17 protein-coding genes, 1 tRNA gene and 1 pseudogene are annotated in these 15,812 nt (G+C 42.0%); 11 read left to right on the top strand and 8 right to left on the bottom strand.

What is annotated here, in order from left to right:
- The first annotated feature begins 13 nt into the window (after nt 1-13).
- The 7 genes and pseudogenes from NDN60_RS05740 to NDN60_RS05705 all read left to right on the top strand — a co-directional run bounded on the left by NDN60_RS05740 (nt 14) and on the right by NDN60_RS05705 (nt 5,720).
- Nucleotides 14-429, top strand: a pseudogene (locus tag NDN60_RS05740) (DUF3284 domain-containing protein).
- Between the two features lie 15 nt (nt 430-444).
- Nucleotides 445-1,893, top strand: coding sequence for a glycoside hydrolase family 1 protein (locus tag NDN60_RS05730; protein WP_099947735.1), 1,449 nt, complete (start codon nt 445-447; stop codon nt 1,891-1,893).
- Nucleotides 1,894-2,134: 241 nt separating this feature from the next.
- The gene (locus NDN60_RS05725; protein WP_076645485.1) at nt 2,135-2,662 is read left to right on the top strand and encodes a transcription repressor NadR; all 528 of its coding nucleotides are present in this window, start codon (nt 2,135-2,137) and stop codon (nt 2,660-2,662) included.
- A gap of 72 nt (nt 2,663-2,734) precedes the next feature.
- On the top strand, nt 2,735-3,931 hold the full coding sequence (locus tag NDN60_RS05720) for an MFS transporter (RefSeq protein ID WP_094365830.1): 1,197 nt from the start codon (nt 2,735-2,737) through the stop codon (nt 3,929-3,931).
- 56 nt (nt 3,932-3,987) lie between these two features.
- Nucleotides 3,988-4,061: transfer RNA gene (locus NDN60_RS05715), tRNA-Arg, on the top strand.
- Between the two features lie 349 nt (nt 4,062-4,410).
- The gene (gene fba, locus NDN60_RS05710; RefSeq protein ID WP_011375222.1) at nt 4,411-5,274 is read left to right on the top strand and encodes a class II fructose-1,6-bisphosphate aldolase; all 864 of its coding nucleotides are present in this window, start codon (nt 4,411-4,413) and stop codon (nt 5,272-5,274) included.
- Between the two features lie 101 nt (nt 5,275-5,375).
- Nucleotides 5,376-5,720, top strand: coding sequence for an iron chaperone (locus NDN60_RS05705; RefSeq protein ID WP_011375221.1), 345 nt, complete (start codon nt 5,376-5,378; stop codon nt 5,718-5,720).
- 31 nt (nt 5,721-5,751) lie between these two features.
- Here NDN60_RS05705 and NDN60_RS05700 read toward each other — a convergent pair whose 3' ends face one another.
- The 4 genes from NDN60_RS05700 to NDN60_RS05685 all read right to left on the bottom strand — a co-directional run bounded on the left by NDN60_RS05700 (nt 5,752) and on the right by NDN60_RS05685 (nt 8,556).
- On the bottom strand, nt 5,752-6,072 hold the full coding sequence (locus tag NDN60_RS05700; RefSeq protein WP_076638985.1) for a DMT family transporter: 321 nt from the start codon (nt 6,070-6,072) through the stop codon (nt 5,752-5,754).
- A gap of 140 nt (nt 6,073-6,212) precedes the next feature.
- A complete protein-coding gene (locus NDN60_RS05695) occupies nt 6,213-6,923 on the bottom strand; it encodes a VIT1/CCC1 transporter family protein (protein ID WP_056948023.1) in 711 nt (236 codons plus the stop codon).
- 209 nt (nt 6,924-7,132) lie between these two features.
- Entirely contained in the window at nt 7,133-7,324 is a 192-nt protein-coding gene (locus NDN60_RS05690) for a hypothetical protein (protein WP_052006211.1), read from the bottom strand.
- On the bottom strand, nt 7,324-8,556 hold the full coding sequence (locus NDN60_RS05685; protein ID WP_011375217.1) for an aminopeptidase: 1,233 nt from the start codon (nt 8,554-8,556) through the stop codon (nt 7,324-7,326). Before NDN60_RS05685 ends, NDN60_RS05690 begins: the two co-directional genes overlap by 1 nt.
- Before the next feature lie 164 nt (nt 8,557-8,720).
- On the opposite strand from NDN60_RS05685, the gene NDN60_RS05680 reads away from it, so the two are divergent.
- Both NDN60_RS05680 and wecB read left to right on the top strand, forming a co-directional pair.
- Nucleotides 8,721-9,278, top strand: a complete 558-nt coding sequence (locus NDN60_RS05680; RefSeq protein ID WP_025016246.1) for a TetR/AcrR family transcriptional regulator — start codon at nt 8,721-8,723, stop codon at nt 9,276-9,278.
- A gap of 96 nt (nt 9,279-9,374) precedes the next feature.
- On the top strand, nt 9,375-10,514 hold the full coding sequence (gene wecB, locus NDN60_RS05675) for a non-hydrolyzing UDP-N-acetylglucosamine 2-epimerase (RefSeq protein WP_011375215.1): 1,140 nt from the start codon (nt 9,375-9,377) through the stop codon (nt 10,512-10,514).
- A gap of 58 nt (nt 10,515-10,572) precedes the next feature.
- On the opposite strand, the gene NDN60_RS05670 is transcribed toward wecB, so the two are convergent.
- The 4 genes from NDN60_RS05670 to NDN60_RS05655 all read right to left on the bottom strand — a co-directional run bounded on the left by NDN60_RS05670 (nt 10,573) and on the right by NDN60_RS05655 (nt 13,439).
- Nucleotides 10,573-11,505, bottom strand: coding sequence for a glycosyltransferase family 2 protein (locus tag NDN60_RS05670; protein WP_016265548.1), 933 nt, complete (start codon nt 11,503-11,505; stop codon nt 10,573-10,575).
- 1 nt (nt 11,506) lies between these two features.
- A complete protein-coding gene (locus NDN60_RS05665) occupies nt 11,507-11,929 on the bottom strand; it encodes a GtrA family protein (protein WP_056948027.1) in 423 nt (140 codons plus the stop codon).
- Nucleotides 11,922-12,404, bottom strand: coding sequence for a GtrA family protein (locus NDN60_RS05660; protein WP_099947734.1), 483 nt, complete (start codon nt 12,402-12,404; stop codon nt 11,922-11,924). The genes NDN60_RS05665 and NDN60_RS05660 overlap by 8 nt, the downstream gene beginning before the upstream one ends.
- Nucleotides 12,405-12,986: 582 nt before the next feature.
- Nucleotides 12,987-13,439 carry a flavodoxin gene (locus NDN60_RS05655; RefSeq protein ID WP_011375211.1) on the bottom strand — a complete coding sequence of 151 codons (453 nt, stop codon included), beginning with the start codon at nt 13,437-13,439 and terminating at the stop codon, nt 12,987-12,989.
- Nucleotides 13,440-13,700: 261 nt separating this feature from the next.
- Here NDN60_RS05655 and map point away from each other — a divergent pair, with 261 nt between their 5' ends.
- Both map and NDN60_RS05645 read left to right on the top strand, forming a co-directional pair.
- Nucleotides 13,701-14,498 (top strand): type I methionyl aminopeptidase, encoded by a 798-nt coding sequence (gene map / locus NDN60_RS05650; protein WP_099947733.1) that lies wholly within the window; start codon nt 13,701-13,703, stop codon nt 14,496-14,498.
- A 170-nt stretch (nt 14,499-14,668) separates the two neighbouring features.
- The gene (locus NDN60_RS05645) at nt 14,669-15,604 is read left to right on the top strand and encodes a YihY/virulence factor BrkB family protein (protein ID WP_099947732.1); all 936 of its coding nucleotides are present in this window, start codon (nt 14,669-14,671) and stop codon (nt 15,602-15,604) included.
- The last annotated feature ends 208 nt before the right edge of the window (nt 15,605-15,812 follow it).

Genomic DNA, 15,812 nt, shown 5'->3' with positions numbered 1-15,812 from the left:
GCGTGATTGCGTTATGGAAATTAAACAAAATTTGAGTATGCCTGCGAGTGATTTCTATCAGAAGATTATGACGTCTGTTTTATTTGATATCAAACAACAAACCGGCGAAAAAATTACCGAAGCGCAACTTGCTAATTATTCGTATCAAAAATCGTTTGGTAATCGTGGTAAAGCAATGCTGAAGGTCACTCAATTGATCAAGGATCAGAGCTATCACTACGAAACAACCTCATCACGAGGGACTCGAGTTATGATATTTTTGCCAATGGCCCCCAAGCAATCCAAGTGATTTACCGGGAACAAGCCAAGGCAAACAGTAAATTACAACAAACAAATGATTTATTGATGGGTGCCGTTTTAGGCTTTATGAGAAAACGGGGCTTCAAAAAAATGTTGAAGCAAATTGAAAAGTCATATCTAGCGGGATAAGGAGAGAGTTTGATTATGGAATATCAACAATTAGCACCATTCCCACAAGATTTTCTATGGGGTTCAGCTTCGGCGGCCTATCAGATTGAAGGGGCTTATCAAGAAGCGGGTAAGGGTCAGTCTGTCTGGGACCAGTTTGTTCGTATTCCTGGGAAGACCTTCAAGGAAACTAATGGGGATGTCGCGGTTGATCACTATCATCGTTATCGAGAAGATGTCGCGTTGATAGCCCGCGCTGGCTTGAAAGCCTATCGCTTCTCAATTTCGTGGCCACGGGTATTGCCTGACGGGCGAGGCACTGTGAATGAAGAGGGGTTGGCCTTTTATGATCGCTTAATCGATGAATTAATTGCTAATCAGATCGAACCGATTGTTACAATTTATCATTGGGACTTACCCCAAGCCTTGCAAGAGGAATATGGTGGTTGGGAATCGCGGCAGATTATTCCGGATTTTACAGCTTATGCAGCCTTATTATTCGAACGTTTTGGCGATCGTGTGCGTCACTGGGTAACCTTGAACGAACAAAATATCTTCATCACGCACGGCTATTTAACCGCAGAACATCCACCAGCAGTGATGGATGCTAAACGGACTTACCAAGCCAATCATATGGCCAATTTAGCCAATGCGAGTGCTATTAAGTTGTTCCACGAAAAAGGTTATCAAGGTGGGATTGGTCCTAGTTTTGCCTATAGTCCAACCTATGCCCTAGATGCTGATCCAGTGAACCAGATTGCGGCTGATGATGCTGAGCAATTGAATGCCGATTTATGGTTGGATGTTTATGCTTGGGGTCGCTATCCGAAGTTAATTCTAAATTATTGGGCGCGTGAAGGACTGCTGCCAGATATCACGGCAGCAGATCAAGCATTACTACAAGACCCATTAGCCCGGCCTGATTTCATGGGACTCAACTATTACCAAACGACAACCGTAACGGCTAATCCGTTGGTCGGTGGCGTTGGGTTAACCAAACAAAATACTTCCGGTAAAAAAGGAACGAGTCAAGCGAGCGGTGTGCCAGGGCTTTTCAAGACGGCTGACAATCCGTATATGCAACAAACCGACTGGGATTGGAATATCGACCCAGAAGGACTTAGAATGGCATTACGGCGCATTGAGAGTCGTTATAGCTTACCGGTTTTAATTACCGAAAATGGTTTGGGTGCTTATGATCGCCTAGATGGTGCTGGTGAAGTGCACGATGATTACCGCATTGCCTTTTTAAAGGCTCACATTCAAGCAATCCAAGAAGCCATTACAGATGGCGTGACCGTCATTGGTTACACAACCTGGAGTTTCACGGATTTATTGAGTTGGACGAATGGTTATCAGAAGCGCTACGGTTTTGTCTATGTTGATCGAGATGAAACCGACGAAAAGGAACTCAATCGCTATCCTAAGGACAGCTTTTATTGGTACCAACGCGTCATTCGAAGTAACGGACAACAATTAAATTAAAAAAATGAAGACCTAGGACAAAAGTGATTTTTGTCCTAGGTCTTTTTTGATATTCGGATATGGATGGTTTTACCGTTTTTTGTCAGTAGCTTTCTGTGCTTAGCGTCACTCGTCAAACAACTGCTTGCAGCAGTTATTCGCCGAGCGGTGCTAATGCTCGAAGCCAACCCGTTTCAAACGCACTTCCTTTTTTGTGCGATTGCGCTTAAAATAGCTGTATTAGATAAAACGAGGTGTGGTAATGACAACCCAACAAAGAAGAGACGCTATTTTGGCGGCGATTAAAGACAGTGACCAACCGATTAGCGCCAAGCAACTAGCCCAAACCTATCACGTGAGTCGCCAGACAATCGTGGGCGATATTGCGCTCATTCGCGCGCAGGGTGTCAATATTATTGCGACGGTCAGCGGCTATTATTATCAAACGACAACCCAACAAATCACCGGTTATCGCGCACAATTAGTGTGTCAGCATACACAAGCCAAGACGCGCGCTGAATTAACCGCCATTGTTCAAAACGGCGGGCGAGTGATTGACGTTACAGTTGATCATCAAGTCTACGGCGAAATAACGGGGCAATTAGGCATCAACAACTTGACAGATGTCAAAGGATTTATGCAAAAAATTAAAAAATATCCCGAACAAAAACTACTCTCAACACTCACTGGTGGGATTCACCTCCACACCATCGAATGCGCTTCTGAACAGGATTTTGAACGGATAAAAGCGGCCTTGTCAGCACTTGATATTCTCTACGTTAATAATTAGGGTGTCTTGACACCTGTAAACCTAAGAAGTATGATAAACACAATTATTATCAACTTTGGAGGCGGATTTGAGATGACAAAAGAACAGCACAAACTATTATGGGCAGCTGGTGGGGCCTGGCTGTTTGATGCGATGGACGTGGGCTTACTATCGTTTGTAATCGCGGCCCTCGCTAAAGAATGGCACCTTAACAGTGGTCAAATGGGTTTAATTGGCAGTGTTGGCTCAATCGGGATGGCGATTGGTGCTGTCTTCTTCGGCGCCTTGGCTGATAAAATTGGGCGGCGGAATAGTTTACTATTCTCGCTATTACTTTTTTCAATTGGGAACGGCTTATCGGCGCTTAGCCCATCATTAATCGTCTTCATGGCCTTACGGTTATTAGTGGGTATCGGTTTGGGTGGCGAGTTACCAGTTGCTTCGACGTTAATTTCAGAGAATACACCGGACGCAACACGTGGGCGGGCAGTCGTCTTACTAGAGAGTTTCTGGGCGGCCGGTTGGTTAGCGGCTAGTTTACTGGCATATTTTGTGATTCCTAATTGGGGTTGGCGCGTTGTCTTATTGATTACGTCACTCCCCGCTGTTTACACGTTGGTCCTTCGGGAGCACGTCAAGGATAGCCACGAACCAGCCACGATTCAAAAGCCATTGCCCTTTATGCAGCGCGTTACGAAATTGTGGCAACCAGCTTACCGCCAAAAAACGGCTTTATTATGGTTTGTGTGGTTCTTAGTCGTCTTTTCTTATTATGGAATGTTTCTCTGGTTACCAAGCGTCATGGTGCTCAAAGGTTTTAGTTTGGTCAACAGTTTTGGTTACGTCTTAATCATGACCTTGGCGCAGCTACCCGGCTACTTTTTTGCAGCTTGGTTAATTGAAAAGTGGGGACGTAAATGGGTCCTCGGTAGTTTCTTAATTGGAACGGCAATCAGTGCCTATTTCTTTGGTACCGCCCAATCAGTCGGTCTATTAATTAGTGCTGGCGCCTTGTTATCCTTTTTCAACTTGGGTGCGTGGGGCGCGTTGTACGCCTACACACCAGAACAATATCCAGCCATTATTCGTGGCAGCGGAAGTGGATTAGCCGCAGCAGTTGGGCGGATTGGTGGGATTGTCGGACCGTTTTTAGTCGGCTATCTCATCAATCAAAAAGTCTCAATCACAGTGATTTTTACGATCTTCACGGTTGCGATTTTGATGGCAGCCGGAGCCGTCCTCTTATTCGGAGTTGAAACGATGCATCAAAAAATGACAGATGTCGACTGAATATTGCTAAATCAACTTTACAGTTAATTCACGAGGTGCGATAATGAAAGTTATAGGCTCTCGTGGCTCAACTGGATAGAGCAATCGCCTCCTAAGCGATAGGTTGCGAGTTCGATTCTCGCCGGGGGCATCTTAAATTAAATAGCAACAACAAGTAGAAGAAGAAAGTTTAGCGCTAATGACGCTAAAATTTTCTTCTTTTTGCGTCAATACGGACGTTAAGAGGGAAAATCATTGTTTAAAGGGCTAATTTATGGGCTGCCAATATCACTATTACTATGGGGTGTTATTATTGTCGTTATTTATTTTTTCATTTGATAATTAAGCACAAAGCCAGTCAAAATTGGGTTGAAAGATTGAATTCGTTTTCATTTTCAGAAAGTTGTCAAAGGTGATTCATATTCAGCAAAAATATGGTAAAATAGACTCGTATTCAAAAATCGCAACTAAAAAGTTGCAATTAATCTGGAGGCTTTTTCATGTCATTAGTTAATGGTACAGAAATCTTTAAAGCTGCTCGTGAAGGTCATTACGCTGTTGGTGCTTTCAACACAAACAACCTTGAATGGACACGTGCTATCTTAGGCGCTGCTCAAGAAACTAACACACCAATCTTGATCCAAACATCAATGGGTGCTGCTAAATATATGGGTGGTTACGAATTATGCAAGAACTTGGTTGAACAAACAATCAAGTCAATGAACATCACTGTTCCTGTTATCATGCATTTAGATCACGGTAACTACGAAGCTGCTAAAGAATGTATCGAAGTTGGTTACAACTCAGTTATGTTCGATGGTCATGATTTACCATTCGAAGAAAACTTAGCAAAGACAAAAGAAATCGTTGCTTTAGCACATGCTAAAGGTATCTCAGTTGAAGCCGAAGTTGGTTCAATTGGTGGCGAAGAAGACGGTATCGTTGGTGCTGGTGAATTAGCTGATGTTGAAGAAGCTAAACAATTAGCAGCTGCTGGTCCTGACTACTTAGCTGTTGGTATTGGTAACATTCACGGTGTATACCCTGAAAACTGGCAAGGTTTAAGCTTTGACCGTTTAGAAGAATTAGCTGCTGAAATCAAGATTCCTCTTGTATTACACGGTGGTTCAGGTATTCCTAAGGAACAAATCCTTAAAGCAATCGACATGGGTATTGCTAAGGTTAACGTTAATACAGAACAACAAATTGCATGGTCAAAAGCTGTTAAAGCATACTACGCTGCAGACAAAGACGAAGCTGAAAAAGGCTTTGATCCTCGTAAAGTTCTTGCACCTGGTACAAAAGCAATCAAAGACACAGTTGAATCACGTATCGAATGGTTCGGTACACCAGCTGTTAAATAATTATTATTTATCAAAAAAGTCCAACTTCGGTTGGGCTTTTTTTATTGGCATTTTTTTGAAGGCTTGTGTTAAGATGATAGCAAAATAGAGGTGGGGCTAAAATGGATAATGTGACACAATATTTGGCTGGTTTAGAAAATGAACGTGATCGTGAGCTTGCACTGTCAATGCACAAGATTATTTGTACGGCGTTGCCGGATGCCGAAGTTAAATTGGCCTACGGATTAGTTGGCTACTACCAACCTAAGGCACTTTGTTATTTTGGCATTAACAAGCGCCATGTTGGTTTCTATCCAACGAATCAACCGATGGCTCATTTTGCAAAAGAAGTCGCGCCTTATCAAACGGGTAAAGGGACGCTGCAATTTAAAAAAGATAGTGCGGCATTTCCAGTTGAGCTCATCCAAAATATTGCACGTTGGCAGTTAGCACAAGCACAAAAATAAGCTTCCCCACAGTGGGCAAGCTTATTTTTGTTTAATGACCGCTCGTCACTTTAATCCCGATAATCCCAATCACGAGTAAAATCACGAATAACCAAGTTAACAAACTAAGATGTTCATTGAATAAAATCACACCGACTAAAATCGCCCCAACGGCACCAATCCCAGTCCAAACGGGGTAAGCGATGCTGAGCGGTAATCCTTTGGTGGCGCGAATTAAAAAGCCAAAGCTAACCACCATCCCGATAATCGTTAATAACGTATAATTGAGCTTGGTAAAGCCCCCGCTCATTTTCATGGTAGTTGCCCACCAAACTTCTGCTAATCCTGCGATTAATAAATCGAACCATGCCATAATATAAAGCCTCCTAATGTTGTCGCGCCACAAAAAAAGGCAGTCAATCACTTCTTCTAAGACCTATAGAAGTGATTAACTGCCCGGTGGCAACGATTAAATTAAACCTATCATAGCAAATTTGGTTAGCAAAGAAAAGGCTAACCAATCGAACCGCCGATTAAGTAAGTGACGACCATTGTTAAGACCCCAGTTAAGACGTTGCGTAAAACGCCTTTGAAGTGGTTGGCATGACCTAACGTGGCACTTGTATAGCCGGTAATGATTAAGGCAACAACAATTGACGCCACGGTCCCACTGACTTTGTAAGGATAAGGAATCGCTAGAATTGTGAGGATTGGTAAGAGCGAACCCAAAATGAACGAGAAGAAGGATGAAAAGGCTGCGTGCCAGGGATTAAAATAGTGGTGTAGTTCAATGTTATATTTTTCGCGGAGCGTAATATCAAGACTATCCTTTTGCATGAAGGCTGTCGCAACTTGGTTAGCGAGGGGCGTTGGTAAGCCCTTTGATTCATAGGTTCGTTGTAGACTAGCTACTTCGGCATCGTATTCGTTTTGAATCGCTTCTTTTTGAAGGCGCATCATTGATTTTTGCGTATCACGTTGTGTGCTGACCGAGACGTATTCACCGCCGCCCATCGAAAAGGCGCCCGCTAACATGCCAGAAATCCCAGCTAAGAAGAGGGTGTATTGACTTTGGTGCGCGCTAGCAACACCGACCACAATCCCAGCAACCGAAATAATGCCGTCATTGGCACCTAGAACACCGGCCCGAATGATGTTGAGTCGTTCTGATAGATGAAAGTGATGTTCTAAGGGTTTAGCGTTGGTGGTTGTGATAGCTTTCATGAGCGATGTCTCCTTAATATTGACTGATTTAACTTCATTATAGCTAATTGAGAAAGATTATCAATGACTTTTGGGAAATCCTTCACAACGAAAGAATCGTGTCAAATCAATTGCTAGGTTAGATTCGAATGGTTATTAAGTACAGGTGTTAATAAGGAAAATAAAAAGGATTGGGGCCAAATATGAATTTGGGACCAATCCTTGTTTAATTATAAAGCTGGTGTTAATAGGGCCTGATGGAAGTAGTAATAAGTGACGACTGTACAGATAATCCCAATTAACGAGATGACCACTAATAACTTAGTGGTTTGTTTTTGAAAATAGTAATAAGCGGTTAAACCGACAAAAAAGGTTGTTAGGCAAATCGAAATACCTAACAGCATAAGCCAAAAAGTTAGCATTAGTTAGCCCAGTCACCGTTTCTGAAGACTGGTACGATTTGACCATCATGTGTTAAACCATCGATATTCATATCACTTGAACCAACCATGAAATCAACGTGTGCTTGGCTACGATTTAAGCCAGCTGCTTTTAATTCTTCTTGTGTCATGTCAGTGCCACCTTTAATTGAAAAGGCGTAAGCTGAGCCTAGAGCCAAATGATTTGACGCATTTTCGTCGAATAACGTATTGTAGAAGGTGATCTTTGATTGTGAGATTGGTGAAGGATCTGGTACTAAGGCGACTTCGCCTAAACTCTTAACCCCTTCGTCCGTTTGTAATAGTTTTTGAAGAACATCGTTGCCTTCTTCAGCAGTGGCTTTAATCACGCGGCCGTTTTCGAAGGTGAATTGCATGTTATTCAAAGTGTTACCAGCATAGCTTAATGGTTTAGTGGATGAAATATAACCGTCAATATGGTTGGCATCAGCTGCTGAGAAGACTTCTTCAGTTGGCATGTTGGCAACGAATGGGCGACCATCGCTACTTTGGTTAGGACCACCAATCCAAATATGGTTTTCAGGTAAGCCGATTGTTAAATCAGTGCCAGGGGCAGTATAGTGAAGGGCTTTGAATTGGGCAGCGTTTAATTCGGCTGCTTTAGCTTGTAATTTCTTGCCGTGTTCTTCCCAAGCTAAAATTGGATCTGGTTGGTCAACACGGGTTGTCTTGAAGATTTCAGTCCATAATTTATCAGTTGCTTCTTGGGCTTCTAAATCAGGGAAGACTTTATGCGCCCAGGCAGGACTAGCAGCTGCTACAACGATCCAACTATTCTTGTTGGCTTGTGTGGCTTGGCGGACCTTGAGCATTGCTTTGCCATTGGCAAGTTGGGCAGCAGCAACGCGATCGCCATCTAAGCCCTTCAAATTATCGGGGTCACTAGACATCACTGAAATCCGTTTAGCATTGTTTGCTAACCAGTAATCGTATTCTTGTTTTTGGAAGTCTGGCACGTCAACCAAGCGTTCTTGCGCCTTGTGTTGCATATTGATGCGATCAATGGCATCGTCTTGCCACTTGATAATTACTTCAGCAGCCCCTAAATCGTAACAAGCTGCCGTAATGTCGCGAGCAAATTCAGCTTGGCTAACTGCAATTTGGATGACAACGGTATCGCCATCTTGGACGTTGATCCCCGTTTTAGCGATTAATGCTGCGTATTTTTCAAGATTATGTTGGAAAGTCGTCATAAAAAATCCTCCTTAAAGCCTATTTGATACCAATATCATAGCATAGGATGATTAAAAAAACTCGCTCCAACTATAAAAACGTTTTCATGTTATTTAATTTTATGGTAGAGTGGCATTAAAGAATCTGTTTTTGAGTCAATAATGTGGTGGGAGGTGCTGGTAACATGGCACGTAAAAAAAGAATAAAAGCAGAACAAATCCTCGATAAAGCATACGAAATTGTTTTGACGGATGGGTTGAAATCAATCACAGCGCGTAAATTAGCAACCGCTTTGAATTGCTCAACACAGCCGATTTATCTTGAATTCGGGAGTATGTCAGAATTGAAACAGGCTGTCTTAGAACATGCTAAGGCGCGTTTGATTTGGTATGTCAGTGAAGAACAGCATCATGACGACGCACTTGTTAATTTAGGTGTGGGCTATATTCGTTTTGCGACGGTTGAACCCGAACTCTACCGGGCGTTATTTATTGATAATCATTTTGGTGCTGCTGAAACACGCGCTTTTGTTAACCAAGTGACGGATATTCGGCTCCATGATTATCAGCCACTCCAACGTCTGACAAAAGAACAGCAACAACAAGTAGTCAATGAAATTTGGATTACAATGACGGGCTTTGCCACGTTAATCAACGCGCACCTAGTGCAATTTGATGAAGAATCAGCCTCAATGCAAATCGGTGTGATGCTAATGCGCTGTTTTGAACTGGAACGGGTCTAAAGAAGTCGTTAAGAAACGATAATAATAATTGTCAATCGTGCGCCAAACGTGTAGCATAGTAAGGGATAGCAATAGTAAGTAGTAGGAGGTCTATTTGTGTCTAAAATTAAAGTAATGACCGTTTTTGGTACCCGACCAGAAGCCATTAAGATGGCGCCACTCGTATTGGAACTTAAAAAGCGCGATACAGAGTTTGAAGCGGTCACTGTTGTCACTGCTCAACATCGTCAGATGCTTGATCAAGTGCTTGAAATTTTTAAAATTAAACCAGATTATGATTTAGATGTCATGAAACAGCGTCAAACCTTGAGTGAGATTACAAGTAACGTCTTGATGAATCTCGATCACGTGATTGCCACTGAAAAACCTGATATTGTCTTAGTGCATGGTGATACCACCACCACGTTTGCAGCTAGTATCAGTGCCTTCTATAATCAAACGGCCATTGGGCACGTTGAAGCAGGCCTTAGAACTTGGGACAAGTATTCACCATTCCCAGAAGAAATGAATCGTCAATTAACCGATGTTTTAAGTGATCTTTATTTTGCACCAACAAGTCAAAGTAAAGCCAACTTATTACAAGAAAACCATAACGAAGATAATATCTTCATTACTGGGAATACTGCGATTGATGCGCTTAAACAAACGGTGCAAAGCGACTATGATCACGATATTTTGAACGTGGTGGATGCTGATAAACGCATGGTTCTAGTGACAATGCATCGTCGTGAAAACCAAGGCGAACCAATGAAGCGGGTCTTCAAAGTCATGCGTCAAGTGGTTGAGAGCCATGATGACGTTGAAATCGTCTATCCGGTTCATCTTAACCCAGTTGTGCAAGAAGCAGCGCAAAGCATATTAGGTAACCATCCACGGATTCATTTGATTGATCCACTAGATGTGGTTGACTTCCATAACTTAGCCGCTAGAAGTTTCTTCATCATGTCTGATTCAGGTGGTGTGCAAGAAGAAGCACCATCACTTGGTAAACCAGTCTTGGTGCTTAGAGACACAACTGAACGTCCAGAAGGTGTTGAAGCTGGGACCTTGAAGTTAGTGGGCACACAACCTGAAATGGTACACGATGCAATGGTTGAGTTGTTAGACAACCAAGAAGTTTATGATGCCATGGCGCAAGCTAAAAACCCATACGGTGACGGCTTTGCTTCAAAGCGGATTTTAGACGCAATTGCGTATCATTTCGAACAAACGAAGGAACGACCAGAAGAATTTTAAAACATGTTATAAACTAAAAGAGGCGCTACGACAGAATTTGTCGTGGCGCCTCTTTTGATTATTTCTTTTCTTTAACAATGTAGACTGGGCGGTTCTTAACTTCTAGATAAATCTTACCGATGTATTTACCGACAATCCCTAAACAAAGGAGTTGTAAGCCACCAATCATTAGAACAACTGAGATGAGAGATGGCCAACCGCTTGTTGGATCACCGAAGATAATCGCACGGACAATGATGAAGATTAGCGCGATTGACGCGATAATAAACGAGAAGAAACCGATAAATGAGGCAATTGCTAGCGGTGTTTCTGAGAAAGTGACAATCCCATCAAGTGAGTACTTGAAGAGTCCCCAGAAAGACCAGCTTGTTGTGCCAGCGACGCGATCTTGATTTTGATATTCAAGATATTTAGTGTCGAAACCAACCCAACTGAAGATACCTTTTGAAAAACGATTGTATTCAGTCATTTCAAGAATGGCATCGACCATTTGACGGGTCATTAAACGGTAATCACGCGCACCGTCCACAATTTTAGTTTGAGAAATATGATTGATAATTTGATAGAACTTTTTAGCGAAGAATGAACGAACGGGTGGTTCGCCAGCACGAGTTGTCCGGCGAGTGCCAACACAATCGTAACCCTCAACTTCGATACCTTGAATCATTTCAGGTAATAAAGCAGGGGGATCTTGGAGATCGACATCCATTACGGCGACGTAATCACCAGTTGCAGCTTGTAAACCGGCGTATAACGCCGCTTCTTTACCGAAGTTTCTCGAAAATGAGATGTAATGCACGTGTTCTGGATCTTGTGCTTGTAATGTCCGCATTGCTGGTAGCGTTTGATCAGCGGAACCATCGTTAATAAATAAGTATTCGATAGCATGATCTGGTAATTGAGCCGCAACTTTTTCAACTGCTGCATAAAATAGTGGGACTGATTCTTGCTCATTAAAACAGGGGACAATAATTGAAATCGTTTTGCTCATGTTAAGCCTCCGTTGACTTATTGAAAATCCATTTACTGAAAATGTAGTTTGCCAGGATAATCACAAATTGATCGATAATCTTAACCACCATGTTAGGACCATGGAGCATTGAAATACCGACAAACATTATCGCAGTATCCATTATATAGGATATACCACGGAAGAAAAAGAAACTAGCTATTTCACGTGAAAAATCTCTAAAAGTCGTGTATTTTGACTGAAAAACCCAGGTTTTATTAGTGAAAAAGGCAAATAGAACTGATAAAAACCAAGCAATGGTATTACTGAGTAAGTAATACATACCAGTATATTGGTCTAAAAGGTAGAAAACAACCATATTGACGGCGGTTGTTAATACCCCGAAGACTAGATACATTAATTGTTCCCAATATTTATGAATGAGATTTTGAATTGTTTTAATCATGATCGCCTCGTTTTAAAATAGTATGATAATGGCGCAGAATACGACCGCGTAAGGCCATCTGCCGCTCACTTTTCTTGAAGGTGTAGCTTGTCGTAATGTAATTGACGATACCGACGATTAATTGATCGACAATCTTGGCTGTCATGCTTTGCCAACCTAAAAATGAAATAGCGACAATCATCAAGCCGTTATCTAAGAAAAAAGAAACGCCGCGGAAGAAGAAAAAAGAGAGCACTTCGCCAAAGAGCGCCTTGAAAGTTGTGTATTTAGATTGGAACACTAAGGACTTATTGGTGAAAAAGCCAAATAAATTCGCCAGTAACCAAGCAACCGTGTTTGCTAACAAGTAAGGCCAAATGATGGTATGGCGAAAGATCCAGTAAGTGAAGATATTGACGAGCGATGCTAGAAAGCCAAAAACGGTGTAGGTCAATAAATCTCGGTATTTAAATAATAGCCGCTTAATAAAAGCCATAAAAAGAGCCCCTAAATTAATAATAGAATGTAAAACTAAAATAAGAAAACTGGGCCCAAAGCAAAAGGGAATTGCCCTAGACCCAGTGGGGAAATATTGAATTGGTGGAAACGTGTTTTGTCTGGCAAATTCTTCCGTTTAGCTACGATTGCCAAACGAACCATTACATGATTCATTCGGCAACCGGGTCTATACTCAGAAGCTAAACGCCAGCCAAAACACTCTGACTTGAAACGTGCTTTATAAACTAGCTTTCTGCGCTTAGCAACATCAGTCAAATCAGCGATTGCATCGCTAATCCGCCTGATTAAGCTAATGCTCAAAAGCTCCCAGTTTATAAACCACTCTGACTTGAAACGTGCTTTATAAAGCTGACTCCTGTGCTTAGCGACACTTGTCAAACTAGCGATTGCATCGCTAATTCGCCAAGTTAAGCTAATGCTCGGAGTCAAACCGCTTTATAAAGCACTCTGATTTGAAATGTGCTTTCTAAGTTAGCATCTTGTGCCTAGCTACGTCTAGCAAATAGGCAACAAAGTTGACTATTCACCAGCCTAGGCTAGTGCTCAGATGCTGACCAGCTTAGAGAGCACTCTGTTTTGCTACTATTTCTGCTACGAATTTTTCTAAGTGTTCAATGTCTTCTGCTTCTGGTGCGAGATCAACTTTAACCACGTCTGAGCCTTTGGTGGCACCGGTTTGTTCGAAGACGCCGGCGAAATCGTCGACTACTTTGCAGAATTCATCATAGAAGGTATCGCCTGAACCACAGACGCCGTAAACCTTACCGGTTAAATCCATTTCTTTTAAATCTTCATAGAAGTCAACGGCTTCGTCTGGTAAATCACCGTCGTCGCCATAAGTGTAGCTGCAGACGATGCAGATGTCTGTGTCTTCAAAATCAGAAGGATCTGCTTGTGAGATTTCTGACGTTTCAACCGAGACGTCTAAGTTTTCGAGAGCTTCTTCAACGATATCGGCAATTTCCTCGTTATTACCGGTCATACTTGCGTAAACTACTTTTGCTGTTGCCATTATTAGGAACATCCTTTCACGTGTGCAATGGTATGATGGCCCGCAACTGACGGACCAAAATAAAGATTCTGCTATATGGATTATAGCAAATGCCTAGAACTAAGAAAAGGCGTTGCGTTTAATCTTAATTAAAAAGCGGTCGGCCGTACACTTTTGAGTCAGATAGCGTATAATATGAGATTGAAGATAGACAGCAAGTCACGCTGTCGATTTACCGTTTCAACGAATAGTGAATTGGTAACAATTATTGGAGGTTTCATTTTGATTACATTAAAATCTGAACGAGAAATTAAAGGCATGGCGGCTTCTGGTGCTGTCATCGCCGGTGTTCACCGCGGTTTACGCGATATTATCAAACCTGGTATTTCAAGCTGGGTCATTGAAGAATTTGCAAATGACTATATCGAAAAACAAGGTGCTAAGGCATCTGAAAAAGGCTTTGAAGGCTATAAGTATGCCACTTGTGTCTGTGTTAACGACGAAGTAGCACATGCAATCCCCCGCAAAAACCTAATCTTAAAAGAAGGCGATATTGTCACTGTCGATATGACCGTTAACTTAGACGGTTACGAAAGTGATTCTTGCTGGACTTATGCGGTTGGTGAAATCGCACCAGAATTACAAAAATTAATGGATGATACTCGCAAAGCACTTTACTTAGGCATTGATCAAGCCGTTGTCGGCAATCGCCTAGGTGATATCGGCCACGCCATCCAACAATATACCGAAGTTGAAAACAGCTACGGTGACGTCCGTGAATTGATTGGACATGGTATTCAACCAACGATGCACGAACAACCAAACGTGCCTTCATACGGTGAAGCGGGCAAGGGCTTGCGCCTTAAAGAAGGGATGACCATCACAATTGAACCAATGGTCATCTTAGGTGGCACATGGCACATCAAGTCAAAAGAAGTCCCTGGCGAAGACTGGGAATATTACGTCTCAGCAGATGGCACACCATGTGCGCAATATGAACACACAATTGCGATTACCAAAGATGGTCCTAAGATTCTAACCTCACAAGATCCAGAAATGGATGCTAAATATTTACTATAAAATTTAGAAACCTTCTCTAAAATGAGAAGGTTTCTTTTTTTGCTTTCAGAAAACTATTAGCCCATAGTTAATTCATGTATAATAGAAATGATAAATATGCCTTAAGAAGTCGGGAAAATAAGCCTTTCAGGTAGAACGGCTAATGGGTAAAAGAGAATTTGGAGTGACATATGACAGTAGACAATCAAAACCAGTTACCGGTGGTAAAACAGGACTTATCCAGACGGCAGAAGTTGATTGCTGTGGTGAAGTTAATGATGTTGCGTTCATCAGAAGCAAGCATTAGTGATAATTCGAAGGTAATCGCATATTATTCGTTATTATCAATCTTCCCACTATTAATCGTTATCGGGAACATCTTACCGTACTTCCAGTTAGATGTAATGAGTGTGGCGGATTACGTCCAAACGGCGATGCCGCCCACGATATTCGACAAGATTATGCCAGTTCTGCAGTCCCTATTGAAGAAACGCAATGATGGCTTATTGTCCGTCGGGATCTTGGGGACGTTGTGGGCAGCGAGCATGGGGATTAATGCCTTAAAAAATAGTATTAACCGCGCGTATCGTGTTGAAAAAGTTCAGAACTTTGTTTTAAAACGCCTGATTTCTTTAGGGAGTACATTATTATTACTTCTATTATTAGTCGGTTTAATTGTTGTTTTTACATTCGGGCAACAAGTTTTGGAATTATTAGTCCCAATCTTTAACATTCCTAAGACATACGTTAATATTTTTAGTAGTTTAAAATGGCCAGTGACGGGGATCGCCTTGTTCCTACTGCTGATTTTCATCTATTTCTTCGTTCCGAATGTGAAAATGCGATTGCGAAGTGTTCTGCCAGGGGCAGCACTGACAACGGTTGGCTGGTTAATTCTTGCACAAGCCTTCTCATTGTATACTCGTTACTTCGGCACGTCATGGAATAGTTACGGCGCAATCGGCGCGGTGATTATCTTACTCTTGTGGCTGAATTATTCCGCAACGATTCTGATGGTGGGGGCTGTCTTGAATGTTGTGATTGAAGAAGCACTGCATGGGCATGTTAACGCCAGTCGCGGTAAGGTTCATGACTTCATTGCGCGTCGGCGCGATCAAAATGAATGACAGCCGAAAAATTAATGAGACAAAGCACAAATATGAATTGAAACGTTAACCAATTATATAGGTTGTAAGAATTCGGGAATCAACCGGATGATTACAACCTATTTTTAGTCGGCAAATTACAAGTTTAATCCGAACAAGCCCGGAATCTTTCAATGGCAGTCTGTTGATGATGTATTTTTAATGGTCGTTGATTAATTAGTTCAAGTGC

It is taken from the genome of Latilactobacillus sp., from assembly GCF_033176295.1.
GTDB classification, from domain to species: Bacteria; Bacillota; Bacilli; order Lactobacillales; family Lactobacillaceae; genus Latilactobacillus; species Latilactobacillus sakei.
Note: the sequence above shows the minus strand (reverse complement) of the source record. Positions and strands in the feature narration are given on the sequence as shown.

Coding starts and splice junctions, on each gene's coding strand:
- NDN60_RS05645 (WP_099947732.1), top strand. CDS start 14,669: ATGACAGTAGACAATCAAAACCAGTTACCGGTGGTAAAACAGGACTTA.
- NDN60_RS05655 (WP_011375211.1), bottom strand. CDS start 13,439: ATGGCAACAGCAAAAGTAGTTTACGCAAGTATGACCGGTAATAACGAG.
- NDN60_RS05685 (WP_011375217.1), bottom strand. CDS start 8,556: ATGACGACTTTCCAACATAATCTTGAAAAATACGCAGCATTAATCGCT.
- NDN60_RS05665 (WP_056948027.1), bottom strand. CDS start 11,929: ATGATTAAAACAATTCAAAATCTCATTCATAAATATTGGGAACAATTA.
- NDN60_RS05730 (WP_099947735.1), top strand. CDS start 445: ATGGAATATCAACAATTAGCACCATTCCCACAAGATTTTCTATGGGGT.
- NDN60_RS05720 (WP_094365830.1), top strand. CDS start 2,735: ATGACAAAAGAACAGCACAAACTATTATGGGCAGCTGGTGGGGCCTGG.
- fba (WP_011375222.1), top strand. CDS start 4,411: ATGTCATTAGTTAATGGTACAGAAATCTTTAAAGCTGCTCGTGAAGGT.
- NDN60_RS05705 (WP_011375221.1), top strand. CDS start 5,376: ATGGATAATGTGACACAATATTTGGCTGGTTTAGAAAATGAACGTGAT.
- NDN60_RS05660 (WP_099947734.1), bottom strand. CDS start 12,404: ATGGCTTTTATTAAGCGGCTATTATTTAAATACCGAGATTTATTGACC.
- NDN60_RS05680 (WP_025016246.1), top strand. CDS start 8,721: ATGGCACGTAAAAAAAGAATAAAAGCAGAACAAATCCTCGATAAAGCA.
- NDN60_RS05725 (WP_076645485.1), top strand. CDS start 2,135: ATGACAACCCAACAAAGAAGAGACGCTATTTTGGCGGCGATTAAAGAC.
- NDN60_RS05670 (WP_016265548.1), bottom strand. CDS start 11,505: ATGAGCAAAACGATTTCAATTATTGTCCCCTGTTTTAATGAGCAAGAA.
- NDN60_RS05690 (WP_052006211.1), bottom strand. CDS start 7,324: ATGCTAACTTTTTGGCTTATGCTGTTAGGTATTTCGATTTGCCTAACA.
- NDN60_RS05700 (WP_076638985.1), bottom strand. CDS start 6,072: ATGGCATGGTTCGATTTATTAATCGCAGGATTAGCAGAAGTTTGGTGG.
- NDN60_RS05695 (WP_056948023.1), bottom strand. CDS start 6,923: ATGAAAGCTATCACAACCACCAACGCTAAACCCTTAGAACATCACTTT.